Here is a 13,787-nt window from a genome sequence, read left to right as displayed (position 1 = left end):
TACTTTTTTTTGATAAAATTCAACATTTATTTTTAATGATGAACTCAGCGTACACCTTCCCATATCAAGGAACATTGGAAAATAAAGAAAAAGACGCTCTGTCTCTGGCCAGAACCTCTTTTGATCAGAATAGCTTTTTTATCTTCTATCGTTCTTTAGCCGCAATCATTTTTTATCTGCAAAAGGTCTGAAATGACCAGTCACAGCGAGACGCTCGCTTCCTTCGAGATAGAACTGATCCTCTGCTCTCCAGGTATGGCTCGCTTTATTCTGTCTGCGTAGATATACATAGTTGTAAGGTGAGGTCGCATACGTCTTGTATCCTCTCTTCCTGCACTGTCTGAGAAACGTTACATCCTCTCCGACAGATCGATCGGTGAAGCGGACTCGTTTTAAAACCTTTTTTCTAAATAACAGCGTACCTCCCTGCACAAATTCTACTGGTTTGTTGTTCTCGCCAGGCGATCTCATTAATAAACTTCGAGAAGCTTCCAGATAGACCAGACAAGAGTGTTTGCCCACAATATCACTTTCGGTTCGGCGGAGTGCACCTACTTGTTCTTGCAGATAGTAAGGAGAGTAATAATCGTCATCATCCATCTTCGCAATGAGTGAACAGCGAGCCCGCGTGATCCCGGCATTCAGACACTGCCCAAGCGATATGCGCTCCGGCACCCGGTATACGTGGACATGCTTGTATTTCTGTATCTTTTTCTGTACCAAACGCATGTTCATGCGGTCCAAATTCAGAATAAGGATGAGTTCTTTACTTTTGTAGCGTTGACGCCGGTAATTCTGCAGAATGTTATTAAGAAATTGCGGCCGATTGGTGCAAACAATAATGGATACTCCCGGATACGTATGGACTCTGGCCATAACCCCCCCCCTTTCAGCTCATTTTCTGTCATCCTATGTGCCTGATTCATATCAGGTATAGACTGCTCCCTCTGGTTACTGAAAAATAACGCAAAAAACCTCTGTCCTCAAGAAGGACAAAGGTCTACTCTAAACCACATAGAAAAATACGTTAATCTTTCCCGTTATTATCGAAGTAAACGGCCTTGCCCGTACGCGCAGACTCATAGATCGCCTCTAAAATCTGCGATACTACCAGCGCCTGCTTTGGTGTTACCACTGGCTCCACATCGTTATCGATCGCTTCGATCCACTTGCGCATCTCGACATCCGGGGCTTGTTCCGACTGTCCTTCGTAGAAGTCCACGCCGCCTGAACTGAGTTCTATTTCATTGGTATACAGACGGCTGAATTTCTCGCCATTGATTCGAAGCCCGTTTTTCATATCCGCGCCTGCCTCGGTGCCGCTCAGACTGCACTTGGCCTCATCCACATCAAGCGAGTTCAGTGCCCAGCTGGATTCAAGCATGATGGTTGCCCCGTTTTCCATTACAATCATACCAAAAGCCGAATCTTCAACCGTGAATTTCTGAGGGTCCCACGGCCCCCACGCATTTGCAGCATTTTCTCTCTGTGAAAGTTCGTGATGCGTGGTGCCAAGAACAACTTTGGGCTGGTAATTATTCATCATCCACAATGTCAGATCGAGTGCATGTGTTCCGATATCAATCAGCGGTCCGCCGCCTTGTTTCTCTTCATCCAGAAATACACCCCAAGTCGGCACGGCTCTTCTGCGAATGGCATGGGCTTTGGCAAAATAAATCGAACCAAGCTCTCCTGCTTCGCACAGCTGCTTCAGAACCATGCTGTCCTGACGGAAGCGGTTATTGTAGCCAATGGTCAATTTCTTACCCGTACGTTCTGCAGTCTCCAGCATAAGCTGGGCTTCAGCCGCCGTCTTCGCCATCGGTTTCTCACACATAACATGTTTTCCTGCCTCAAGTGCCGCAATCGAAATCTCCGCATGGGAGATGTTCGGTGTCAGCACATGCACGATATCCAGTGATTCGTCCTTCAGCAGCTCCAGGTAATCCGTGTATACCTCTGCATCAGCTGATCCATACTGCTTCTTCGCCTCTGCAGCGCGCTCTTCTTCAATATCACAGAAAGCAGCCAGTTCAACATTCACCAGTTTACTCAGACTTGGCAGATGTTTGCCGTTTGCGATCCCGCCGCAGCCAATAATGCCAATACGATACACTTTGCTCATATATGTCACTCGCTCTCACTTTAGTATAGGTTGTTTCATTTTGCGAAAGGCCGACGGAGTCATCCCGAGGCGCTTGCGAAACACGGCATGTAAATAGTTAGCATTGTTAAAACCGGAGGCCAGCGCGATCTGTTCGATCGACACCGAACTCTCCTGCAGATTACGGCACACTGCACGCAGGCGAATGTCCTCCAGCACACGGCTGAACGGCATATCCGGCTTCACCTGATAGAAAATACGCTGCAGCTGACGGCTGCTGATATGCAGTTTCTCGGCCACATGCTCCAGCGTTACAGCAGAAGCGTGGTTGGCCTCCATATACTGGACGGCATAATCATACCTGTACAGCGTCATATCCCGTACCGGTACTTCTGCACGGATACCGCCGGTATCATAAGCTCGAACCGTTTTAAGCAGAATGCTGACGACCAGCTGTTTAATTGAAGTATAATATCCGACCATTTTGTGGTCACAAGCCTCATACGCTTCGAGAAAACAAAGCATGGCCCGGTGGTAATCCTGAACCGGGATGTGTGGTAGAGTGCGCAGCTTTTCCATCGTCTCCTCCGATTCCGCCGCCTCCCATGGATCGACATGTTCTCGTGGTCTATGAACAATGTCGACATGAAGACATAGTTCATCCATGGCTTGATCGGCAGCTGCCTCCTGATAATGAACAACACCAGGTCCTGTCAGATAGAGCATGCCTTCAGAGAGTGCATGAGACTGATCATCGATAATCACCCTGCCTCTGCCTCTGGGAATCAGATGGAACTCATACTCCGCATGGTTATGGAAATCCACAATCCTCCCTGCGGGGAACGTCGTCAGATGAAAACGCAGCACCCGAATTTCGTAGTGTCCCCATACCACAGTGATATCAAGCCGCTCCAGAAGATCCTGCCTATCGAGCATTTTCTCATACGGATACAGACTCAAGATGTCTTCCTCCTTACGCCTTTTGCAGTTCGGTCAGCGCAATCCGCCGTCCTTCCTTGGCTGATCGGTTCGCTGCTTCCATCAGACGGGTCAATTCCGCAGCCATGTCCAAGTTGGCCTGGTCTTCCGTATTATTTTGGATATGTGATACCCATTGATTGAATGCGCTTACTACATTTTCAGCAGGCGCAAGCTCTGTCCAATCGGTATACTGTCCCTCCGCTGCTTTCGTGCGGATCAACAATGTGGATTCTGGCGTGCCGTACAGCAGCGTTCCCTCTGTTCCATGCACTTCTATTGTAAAAGGCGAGTGACTGTTCACAAATCCAGCCTCCACCACCCCGATCGCTCCTGATGCGGTGGAGAGAGCTGCCACTGCGTTATCCTCAACTTCCCTGCCCGTGACATAACCGAAGCTGGCGCTCACATCGGTAATTTCCTCGTTCAGGAACAATCGGGTCAAATACATCGGGTGGCATCCCAGATCAATTAACGCCCCGCCCTGACAGTCATGGAGACTATAGAAATGCTGCGGCAGCCAGTCTGCAATCGCTCCATCATGGGATAATCGCGCTCTGACGTATGTAATTTGCCCGAGTAATCCTTGCTGAAGCACATCTTGAATTGCGGCCGTGTATCCAGCATAGAGACGTGGAAGAGAAACGGTCATTTTGACCCCGCTCGCCTGAACTTCTTTCAGAATCGCATTGGATGCTGCTTGGGTGGCAGCGATGACTTTTTCGGTAAAAATATGCTTGCCTGCTCTGGCCGCAGCCGTAATGACCTCCTGATGAAGACGTGTAGGTGCATCTACAATGACAGCATCGATGTCGTCTTGAGCAAGCATTTCTTCAAGCGAAGCATAGAAAGGAACGTTCAAACGGTCCGCAGCTTCCTGCCCGCGCTCCGTATTTTCATCCCATACGGCAGCAATCTCCGTATCGTCATGTTCCTGTGCCTCAGTGATGTAATCCCATGCGTGAACATGCCACAAGCTGATTTTGCCAATTCGAATAGTCACGGATGTCTTCCCTCCATAGTATATAATATTCTGACATTTATCTATAAGGTATCACATGATCTATCTATTTATAATCGAAACTCACGACAATTGATGTATAAAATGACGACACAATAAGAAAACCGGCAGGCCTTTTCAGGCGTGCCGGCAAACCAATTTGCTGATACATACTGCAGCCTTGATCCATTGCTGGACCGATTAAGATTCCAAACCTTCAGAAGGGCTGGCATCCCCTGCTGTTTCATCCGGTTTTGCGCCCGTGTCTGCCTCTCCATCCTTGTCTGATGCAGGCTGTCCTTCAACTTGTTCCTGTTCGTTTTCTTGTCCGGCACTTACAAACAATCGTCCGGCAGCTTGAGCCTCGGCTTTGTTCCCTGCAGCATCCTGTGCTCGGATTACAATAACTCCGCCTTCAAGCACAAGTGAAGCAGGCGTGGTGTACGTGCCTGTATAAAGACCCGGCTCCGTTTCCACCAGAGGGATCTCACCTTCACTGCCGCTGTTCAGATTCAGAGGCAGCTGAATGCGGAAAGAGGCTTGCAATCCAGGTTTGCTCTTAACTGAAACCGTGACACTCTCGCCTGATGTAATGTGTACATCTTCCGCAGGAGTAATATCGGTCAATTCCGGTGCTCCCGTTTCCACGTAAACTTTACGTGTAACTGTTGTTTGGTTTCCGGCAAGATCACCTGCTGTTATTGTAATGATGTTCTCACCCTCGTTAACCAGCACACGATGACTGAACTTTCTGTCCCGGTCCACTTGAACGGTCACGCCGTTCACAGTGACCTTATCAAGGAACTGTTCGACCACATTACCCGTTACATGTACCACTTCCGTGTTAATCCGGCTTCCTTCCGCCGGGCTGACAATGTTCAACTGCGGTTTGGTCTGATCAAGAATAATGATCACCGGAAGCGAACGATCTGTCGTTTTGCCATCAATAATCGCTTCTGCCGTAATCACATTAACACCTGCGCGCAGCTTCACGTCGTGCGAGAATGTTCCATTGTTTACGGTTGTTGTCCCGGCAGCGTCCTTGCCATTGTAAAACTTGATCTGTGCTCCGGAAGCAGGAGAAGTACCGGATATCGCATAGGTTGACTGATTGGTATACGTATTTGCCGGCGTTGTAAGCACCGGAGCATTCACCGGATATTTAACGACTGCTCGAATCATGTAATTCCCTTCTTCAGCAGGTGATGCGCTCCACGCCCCACTTACACGCTGCCAACTTCGCGCTGCATAAGTACCGTTCTCATCCGTCGCCAGACCAGGAGCACTCGTTCCCGCCGCGGTCTGGATATACACGATGTAGAAATCACCTGTGACGATAACCGGTTCAGGGAACTCGACTGAAGTCCACTGATCGTTCCGCAGGGCGGTACCCTCGAACGGCCCAGCGAGCATTTTGCCTGGTGCGCCCCCAGCGCCTGATGCATCATAAACTGCGTATTTGAATGCCGTTCCTCCAGGAACAGGCCATTCCGTATTCCAGAATCGGAAAGAGGCACCTGTTACTTGCGCTGTTTCCAGCTCCGGAGTCATTCGAACGGCCCATGCGTTGTCCGCAGCATTAAATGATCTTGCGTTCTCGGCTGAGCCGTCATCATAAGCAATTTCACCCGGGAAACCGATGAAGGGTTTCAAAGCGATGCTGCTCTCCACCGTACCATTACCAGGCACAGTCACCGTAACTTTTGTGCTGTAATAGTCCGCTGCACGAACGGACAATGTGTAGGTGCCTTCAAGCACCTGCAGCGTAAAGCTTCCATCGCTTCCTGTCCGAACCTCTGCAACTTTGGCATCTTCGACAACGAGCACCGAAGCATCGGCCAGAGGCTGGCCTGTGCGTTCATCTTTCACAACCCCTTTAATCTGCCCATAAGGGATTGTTTCGAGATTGAAGTTTGCTTTTGCCCCGCTTCCATCCGAGATCGTTACCGATTTCGTCTGCGGATAATAGCCATAAGCCTCCGCTTTTAACGTGTACTCTCCTGCAATATGCGTGAAACTGTACTTGCCTGTGGACGAATCTGTTTTCACAGAACGCCCGGTTTCAAGCACCGTAACGGTTGCACTTGCTGGCAGACTCTGCGGCTGCACCGAACTTGTTCCCGGCTTTTCAGCTGCAGGCTCTTGTGGTTTGATTTTGTTAAACTCTGCCTTGTCAGTACGTGTAATTTTGTACCAAGGATTATCATAAGACGGTTTAGGTTTGTCACCCGTCAGCACTACAGCGTTATCCTCCGTCTCGGTCTCGGCCGTTACGCCAAGCACACGGAAATCATCAATGAACCAGCCTGTTCTCACCACACTGTTATCCGAGGTTAACCGGAAGCGGAACTGAACTTCATTCCCCGTCAGCGCGTTCAGCCCATAGAAGACCGGGGTCCACTGTTTCCCGTTTGTGTTGTGCGAGAACTTGCCAAGCTCCGTCCAGGTGGTTCCTCCGTCTTTGGTTGCTTCAACATAGCCGAAGTCGTATCCGCCCTCAATCTCGTACCAATGATTAAACGTAAGGGTTGCTTCGGATACATCCGTCAAATCAATTACTGGAGATATCAAAGAATAATTGGAACCATTTTCATATGTGTTGTCAAGATCGGTTGCCCACACATTAGGCGGTGACACTGCACTCATCGGACCGGTTTTCGGAATGCCCCGCTCCCACTCGTCCTTGGTCCCGGCATGTGTCCAGCCGTTATCATCATTTCCATCAAATTGATCGATATAGATGTCTTCCGGCACCTCAACCTTAATGGAAACTTCATTGGATTTCTCACTTTCATTACCGCTGTAATCAAGAGCTGCGACCGTGTAATAATACGTCGTGTTCGTTTCAGTAGTTGTGTCCGTAAACGATGTGCTTCTTACTGTACCGATGGGCTCATCATATGAATCTGCAGTTTCAGAACGATATACGGCATATGACTCCAGGTCTTCATCATCGGACCCCGTCCAGTTCAGCGTTACGTTACCCAGAATATCTGCCGCTGCCGTCAGCGCGGAAGGAGCTTCCGGAGCGATATCGTCCAGTTCCAGCACTGCAAAATCATCAATGTACCAGCCCGCTTTTTGCACAGTGGCATCACTGTTCAGATTAAACTGGATGAACACCTGCTGCCCGGCATAATCACGCAGGTCCACGTACTGTGTCTTCCATTCACCGCTTGCGCCTGTGTAGCTGAGCAGTTCCTCAAATACATAGTCGCTATCTTCAGAAGCAATGTATACCTTGCCAAAATCGAGATTATTCTCAAGATCGTACCAGTGTTTGAATGTTAACAGCGCCCCTTCGGGACTTTCAGTCAGATCGATTGGCGGAGCAAGCAAGTAGGCATTGCTGTTAGGCAGATACGTGCCCTGCAGATTGGTCGCAATTACTTTTTCACCGGAGTAAGCAGCCTTCGGTCCGCTTACAGGTGCCCCCCAAACCCAGGTGCTTCCGGTGCCGCCAGTCGTAAATCCGAGCTGATCTGCTTCAAAATCCTGCAAATATCCAGGTTTGACACCGTTTGAAACGGCAACGCTGTAGACCTTGCTATCAAATCCGTTATTGCCGTAATCATTCACACGAATGTAATACTCCACGCCTTCTGGCTCAATCAAGAAAGCCGGAATCGTCGCAGTATAAGTCCCTGCTTTAGTATCTCCTTCAATCCGATTCATTGGCAGATAGACGTACTGCTTTGTGCCTTTGGTTCTGGCAAAAGCTTCAACGGAAACCACCGCCACATTATCCGTCACATGTGCCGTCAAAGGAATATCCAGACCCGTAAAAGCTGTATTTACTGGCGTGTGCTCCAGCACCGGCTCTTCCAGATCATCTCCGGCCGTGACAACTCTTCCGGAGACTGTGCCAATGCCTTCGAGAACAGACCCCACCGCATCCAGCGCGTTAATGATCCCGTGACCGTAACCGTTGTTCGGGGAAACCGGATAACTGCTATCGGTTCGCGGTGTCGCCGTATCCATGATGATCTGTTCCAGCTGATCCACGTTAAGAGAGTGGTTCGCTTGAAGCAGCAGGGCAGCGAGCGCCGTCGTATGCGGACCTGCCATGGATGTGCCGTTCCATCCACCTTCATATGTACCTCCAGGCACGGCTGATCGAATGTTCACACCAGGGGCGGATACTTCCGGTTTGATCTCATTATACGGAGAAGGTCCCAACAATGAGAATGAACCCAAATTACCGTTAATATCGGTTGCTCCTGTAGCAAAGCTCTCAGGATAGTTGGCCGGGTTCGCAACGGAACCGGGACCGCCCGGATTCCCCAAGCGTACATTCCCTGCAGAGAATTCAGGGAAAATCTGAGCATCACGCCAAGCCTGAACCATCGGTCTAAACCATTCGTCGAGCCCTGCTCCTCCGCCCCATGAATTGTTTACAACGTCCGGTGCGAGCTCAGGATGCAGATTTCCCTCGGCATCCACGGGAGCAAGGAGCCATTGTCCTCCATCGAGAATAATCGCATCCGTTGTTTCCGGATTAAAGATACGCACTCCGATCCATTTCGCACCTGGTGCGACACCAATACGATTCGTTCCGTCCGCTTCGGAACCCACCATCGTTCCCATCGTGTGGGTGCCGTGTCCGTCTGCATCCGCAGGAAGAGCTGCTCCGCTGTGCGGATCGTACCAACTCAGCTCAGGATCAACAACACTGCCTGAAGCGTCCAGACCACGCCATTTACTGCGAAGTGCAGGATGCGTGTAGTCCACGCCGCTGTCCAGATTGGCAACCACGATGCCTGTGCCATCAATGCCTCGCTCCCAGACTGCGGGTGCATTGATATAGTCTATATTCCATTCCACATTTTCAGTCTGTTTCTTCACCTTGGAATCTGCTTCTTTGGCTGCAGCTCCTTGTGACGCTGAATCGTTCACTGCTGGTTGCTCTTTGACTGCTGGCTCTTTGGCAGATGACTGGACGGCTTCCTTCGCTGGCGAGACACCCGCTGCCTGCTTGCTTACTTCCGCCTTATCCAGATATCGCGTTTCATTCGGCAGAATTTTCTCTACCTCTGGCAGCAGCGCAATCTGCTCCATCACTTCTTTGGTACTGGTTACTGCAAGGGAGTTCACGATAAAATAACTTTTATATTCTTTGACCTTACCCAAGTCAATTTCCTTTTCAAGATAATTTTCAATCGAATACTGCGTTCTTGATGCTGTTTCTCGTAGTGAACTCACCACAGAGTTCCGTACAGACAGTTTCGATGCCGAAGGCGTTTCCTTAGCAATCGATGCCTTCTGCATCGCTTGTTTGGAGACCGCTGCGGTGTCTACCTGTTCCTTCATTTTGACCAGATAGGTGACATATTCGCTGCCTTCAAACGCTTTGGTCAGTTTGGTACTCACTTTGGACGTTGAAACCTCAGCCAAGCTGGACTTCATATCGATTTTTGATGAGGATGAGTTCTGCGCAGAAACCGGATGAACGATTGAAAATGCAAGGAGAAGCGATAGTCCCATGGAGACGGGCTTGCGTAACTGCTTTAATTTAATCAAACTTTTCCACTCCTTTTACCCTGCTTTATAGTTTGGTTTGGTACACATGCCCTTCTCAGTGAATAAAACCATTCGCTATTGCTGCCCTGATGAAATTAGAATGAGGTGTTTCGCTCCCTTTTCATTTCACATCGGCCTCACCTCCTTTACAGGTTTGGTTAGAGAATACAGATACAGCACCATCAGGAATTGTCCAATGGTCAAAATGGGTGCGCAAAATGATATAAAATCGAAATTACTTGGCTGATGTCGTCATGGATTGGAGTGGGGGTCAATAAAAGAGCAGCTGGAATGTCTGTAAGCATTCATGTGGAGGATATTCAGGAGCGTTAGCAGAACGCTTGCCATAAAGTGGTCAGTAAATCCGGATCGTCCTTACGGGTTGAATCGCAGAGTAGATGTTAAATTACATATAAAAGTTAAATATAGGGTTTAATTGGATTTTATTGGTATAGTATAGATTCAAAGCAGGATACGCACAAGAGTTTTATTTCAAAAAAATAGAAAATAAGTCTATATCATGCTTTTATATGCCTATCGTCTCTAACCTCCAGGTGTGAAATTTTCGCATTCGCGCATTTCGCGCGTAACACAAGCCAAAATATAAGGTCCTTATACCCCCTTCCATCAGATGTCATCCTTATTTAATAAAATGTAGAATCAGGACCACCCGTCCAACGGGTGGTTTGCTCTTGGGGTATAACCCCCTGTTGCCAAACTGCGCCTAAAGACGCTAGCCTGACAGCAGGGCTGTTCAGGCTCAGTGTAATTTGTCTCTTTCACTTACCAGTAAACTGGTTTTACTTCTTTTTGCTTCGATTACTGCTGAATGGATCTTCGTATTCTTTTACACTCAGCTTATCTACCGCCTGATCATGTGCTTCTTGCTCACGAATATACTTTCTTACGGTTGCTTCATTTAGACCCACTGTGCTCACATAGTACCCTTCGGCCCAAAATTTTCGATTTCCGTATTTATACTTAAGCTGGGCATGTTTTTCGAAGATCATGAGCGAACTTTTTCCCTTTAGATATCCCATAAACGTGGAGACCGCAATTTTTGGAGGGATGGCTACTAACATATGGACATGATCGGGCATCATGTGACCTTCTATGATTTCGACTCCTTTGTACTTGCACAAACGTTTAAAGATTTCGATTAAATCTCTTCTCACTTGATTATAGATTTCTTTCCGTCTATACTTCGGGGTGAACACAATGTGGTACTTACACATCCACTTTGTGTGAGCTAGGCTGTAGCTCTTGGTTGCCATGAATGACCATTCCTTTCTTTTTGAGCCTGAACATCTCAATTGTATTGGAATGGTCATAATGGTCAAACCCTTCATCCCTCCACCCGCATAGCGGGTGGTTTTTTGTTTCGCGCGTTTCACGCACTCAACTGGCTAAAGCCATAACAAAAAGAACCAGCGAAAAATCGCTGGTCCTCATCAAGCTAACACTCAATCCAGTTCGAGTTTAAATACAACAGGTGTGCTGCTTTTCATCCCCGCTGCAGTAATCGTCAAAGCCTCTTCGCTTCTCTCCCAGTGCGGCTGGTCCTCATATCCCAGAATCCGGACGTTCTTAATGATACCGTGAAAATGTGGAGATCCTTCTCTCAACGCCTTGATATGAACGCTCCCATTGTCAGGGAAAACCATGACCGCGGCGTACAAACTGCTGTCTTTTACCGTAAACCGGATGTCCTCACTTGTAAAAACCTTCGCTTCTCCATCTGTGAACTGCCCTTCTTTTACCTCCGTAGGTCCTTCACCAAATATGCGCCAGAACGAGGTATCGTAGATTGCCTCTCCGTTGACCTGCAGCCACTCGCCGATGCGCAGCAGAATATCCCGATCCTCGTCTGGAACCGTTCCGTCGGCTCTCGGCCCGATATTCAGCAGCAGGCTGCCATTCTTACTGACGATATCCACAAGATCCCGGATAATCTCTTCCGCTGTTTTATAATCGTTATTTTCCGTATAACACCAGGAATTTTTCGCAACGGCTGTATCTGTCTGCCAAAAATAAGGCTTCAGCTCCGCGAATTGTCCACGCTCTACATCGGGAACCGCTGCACCGAACATAAATGCATCATGCTTGTAATTGATGGCAACCGGGAAGCCCCATTCCACCCCTTTGTTGTAATAGTAGGCTGCGAACTTTTTGAGATACGGTTTGAATGCAGCGTTATGAATCCACCAGTCGAAATAGAAGACGCTTGGCTGATACTCATCCACCAGCTCACAGCATCGGATGAGCCAGTCTTCCAGGTATTCGGCAGTCGGCGGCGAACCGTACAGGTCTTGATGGTCCGGCTCCGGCATGGCAGGCCAGTAGAAATCCCCGCACTGCATCGGCTCTTGAATATCCGACTCGAACTCTTTCCCGTGAGACATGAAGAACCAATGCTCGGCACGATGAGACGATACGCAGAAGGTTAATCCCCGCTTCTCATATGCGGCTTTCATCTCTCCGAGCAGATCACGTTTGGGTCCCATTTCATATGTGTTATAGTGGGAGATAGAGCTCTTGTACATCTGGAAACCATCATGATGCTCAGCAACAGGCATAACGTATCTCGCACCTGCCTGTTTGAATAGATCCGCCCATTCATCTGCATCAAAGTTCTCTGCCGTAAACATGGGGATGAAGTCCTTGTAACCAAATTCATTCTGATTTCCATATACTTTCAGGTGATGTTCATACGCCTTGGAGCCTTGAATGTACATATTACGTGAGTACCACTCACTATCATAAGCCGGAACGGAATAAACGCCCCAATGGATGAAAATGCCGAATTTCGCCTTTTGATACCATTCGGGAACATTGAATTCACGAAGGGAAGCCCAGTTATCTTTGAATTTCCCGGCGGCAATATTGGCATCGATCTGCTGTAAATATTCACTCTTGTTCATATGCTGTTCCATCCTCCCCTTATTGGCTGCATCTGCATCTGATTGTAGTGCAGTACTGCAGCTGTGCACATGCAGAACATTAACTATTAGATGGACGATAATAACCTTCAGGAGGATATGCTATGGATCATCAAACGCTGCTTACCAACTATTTGTCCAACCTGCAGGTGGATCTGTACATGGTCAACTTCAACCGCTGCGGTTCGGATTGGCGGGATCTGGACTACACCCCGGATTACAGCAAATTGTACTGGATCTGCGAGGGAGAAGGCTGGCTAAAAATCGGTGACCAGGAATACTACCCGAAGCCGGGGCAGCTTTTTTTGATGCCGGAGGGGGTGCAGCAGTCCTATTCCTCCATCAGTGACACGCCTTTTCTGAAGTACTGGTGTCACTTTTCCGCCAAAGTCGGGGGCGTTAATTTATTTCAGATCCTCCGGTTTCCCCATTTTATTAACGCGGCGCAGCCAGAACTCATCGAGGAAATCTTCAAAAGTGTGCTTGCCTATGCCAACTCCGGTGAAGTTTATGCCCATATGATGGCAAAGAGTAAACTGACAGAGCTGCTGTCTTGTTACATTATGAATCTGGAATTGAACCAAATTACATACTTGAATGTACCCGTTGTCGAAAAACTGTCTACCCTGCTGACTTATATCGATGTACATATCGAAGAGAACATGTCCGTCCAGGATCTGGCTCAGATGCTGCATATGCATCCCAATTATTTTATTCGTTTTTTCAAACAGCAGATGGGGATGCCGCCCATTCATTACATTACCAGCAGAAAAATTGATAAGGCCAAAGAAATGCTCAGCTGCACCTCACTCACAATGACCCAAATTGCTGACAATCTCGGATTCAGCGATTCGTATTATTTTTCAAGACAGTTCAAGAAACATACCGGGCTGAATCCGACCGAATATCGTAAGCAAACGACGGTAACCACCTAAATTTCAAAATATAGTTCAAATCCAAAAAAATATTCCCACAAGTTTAATTTTTGAAAAAAAATGGATGTGCGGCTCATTTCCGAAAAAGGAGGTTCGTATATGACGAAGAAGACAATCCTGCTCCCTGCCGCCCTGTTTGTTGTCTACTCATTCGCTGCTTTCGCCTTGGCAGCACCATCAGACAATGGGTACAGCGTGTTATCTGATCCACAAACAGGAACCGTTAAACCAAAATAACGATTCATCGTTCCATGCTGGACATCTGGTTATACATAACTGATGCAATTCAAAATATGCAAACGCCTATACAA

At 48.1% G+C, this 13,787-nt stretch carries 9 protein-coding genes; 2 read left to right on the top strand and 7 right to left on the bottom strand.

Features of this window, described 5'->3' with window-relative positions; translation table 11 throughout:
* Positions 1-165: 165 nt before the first annotated feature.
* The 7 genes from MKY97_RS13400 to MKY97_RS13370 all read right to left on the bottom strand — a co-directional run bounded on the left by MKY97_RS13400 (position 166) and on the right by MKY97_RS13370 (position 12,523).
* Positions 166-876 (bottom strand): glycosyltransferase, encoded by a 711-nt coding sequence (locus MKY97_RS13400; RefSeq protein WP_342555895.1) that lies wholly within the window; start codon positions 874-876, stop codon positions 166-168.
* A gap of 151 nt (positions 877-1,027) precedes the next feature.
* Positions 1,028-2,125 (bottom strand): Gfo/Idh/MocA family oxidoreductase, encoded by a 1,098-nt coding sequence (locus MKY97_RS13395; RefSeq protein WP_342555894.1) that lies wholly within the window; start codon positions 2,123-2,125, stop codon positions 1,028-1,030.
* Positions 2,126-2,140: 15 nt separating this feature from the next.
* A complete protein-coding gene (locus MKY97_RS13390) occupies positions 2,141-3,064 on the bottom strand; it encodes an AraC family transcriptional regulator (RefSeq protein ID WP_342555893.1) in 924 nt (307 codons plus the stop codon).
* 13 nt (positions 3,065-3,077) lie between these two features.
* Positions 3,078-4,085, bottom strand: coding sequence for a Gfo/Idh/MocA family oxidoreductase (locus tag MKY97_RS13385; protein WP_342555892.1), 1,008 nt, complete (start codon positions 4,083-4,085; stop codon positions 3,078-3,080).
* Between the two features lie 198 nt (positions 4,086-4,283).
* A complete protein-coding gene (locus MKY97_RS13380; RefSeq protein ID WP_342555891.1) occupies positions 4,284-9,602 on the bottom strand; it encodes a S8 family serine peptidase in 5,319 nt (1,772 codons plus the stop codon).
* 800 nt (positions 9,603-10,402) lie between these two features.
* A complete protein-coding gene (gene tnpA, locus MKY97_RS13375) occupies positions 10,403-10,876 on the bottom strand; it encodes an IS200/IS605 family transposase (RefSeq protein ID WP_138227108.1) in 474 nt (157 codons plus the stop codon).
* 189 nt (positions 10,877-11,065) lie between these two features.
* Entirely contained in the window at positions 11,066-12,523 is a 1,458-nt protein-coding gene (locus tag MKY97_RS13370) for an alpha-L-fucosidase (protein WP_342555890.1), read from the bottom strand.
* Between the two features lie 122 nt (positions 12,524-12,645).
* On the opposite strand from MKY97_RS13370, the gene MKY97_RS13365 reads away from it, so the two are divergent.
* Both MKY97_RS13365 and MKY97_RS13360 read left to right on the top strand, forming a co-directional pair.
* The gene (locus MKY97_RS13365; RefSeq protein WP_342555889.1) at positions 12,646-13,476 is read left to right on the top strand and encodes an AraC family transcriptional regulator; all 831 of its coding nucleotides are present in this window, start codon (positions 12,646-12,648) and stop codon (positions 13,474-13,476) included.
* Positions 13,477-13,575: 99 nt separating this feature from the next.
* The gene (locus MKY97_RS13360; RefSeq protein WP_342555888.1) at positions 13,576-13,713 is read left to right on the top strand and encodes a hypothetical protein; all 138 of its coding nucleotides are present in this window, start codon (positions 13,576-13,578) and stop codon (positions 13,711-13,713) included.
* The last annotated feature ends 74 nt before the right edge of the window (positions 13,714-13,787 follow it).

It is taken from the genome of Paenibacillus sp. FSL R7-0652 (assembly GCF_038595045.1).
In the GTDB taxonomy this organism is placed as follows: Bacteria; Bacillota; Bacilli; order Paenibacillales; family Paenibacillaceae; genus Paenibacillus.
The sequence above is the reverse complement of the archived record's forward strand: the minus strand, read 5'-3'. Positions and strand labels throughout refer to the sequence as shown.

What these genes read in the sequence shown, in the direction of transcription:
- MKY97_RS13400 (WP_342555895.1), bottom strand. Translation starts at nt 876, where the DNA reads ATGGCCAGAGTCCATACGTATCCGGGAGTATCCATTATTGTTTGCACC.
- MKY97_RS13395 (WP_342555894.1), bottom strand. Translation starts at nt 2,125, where the DNA reads ATGAGCAAAGTGTATCGTATTGGCATTATTGGCTGCGGCGGGATCGCA.
- tnpA (WP_138227108.1), bottom strand. Translation starts at nt 10,876, where the DNA reads ATGGCAACCAAGAGCTACAGCCTAGCTCACACAAAGTGGATGTGTAAG.
- MKY97_RS13370 (WP_342555890.1), bottom strand. Translation starts at nt 12,523, where the DNA reads ATGAACAAGAGTGAATATTTACAGCAGATCGATGCCAATATTGCCGCC.
- MKY97_RS13365 (WP_342555889.1), top strand. Translation starts at nt 12,646, where the DNA reads ATGGATCATCAAACGCTGCTTACCAACTATTTGTCCAACCTGCAGGTG.
- MKY97_RS13360 (WP_342555888.1), top strand. Translation starts at nt 13,576, where the DNA reads ATGACGAAGAAGACAATCCTGCTCCCTGCCGCCCTGTTTGTTGTCTAC.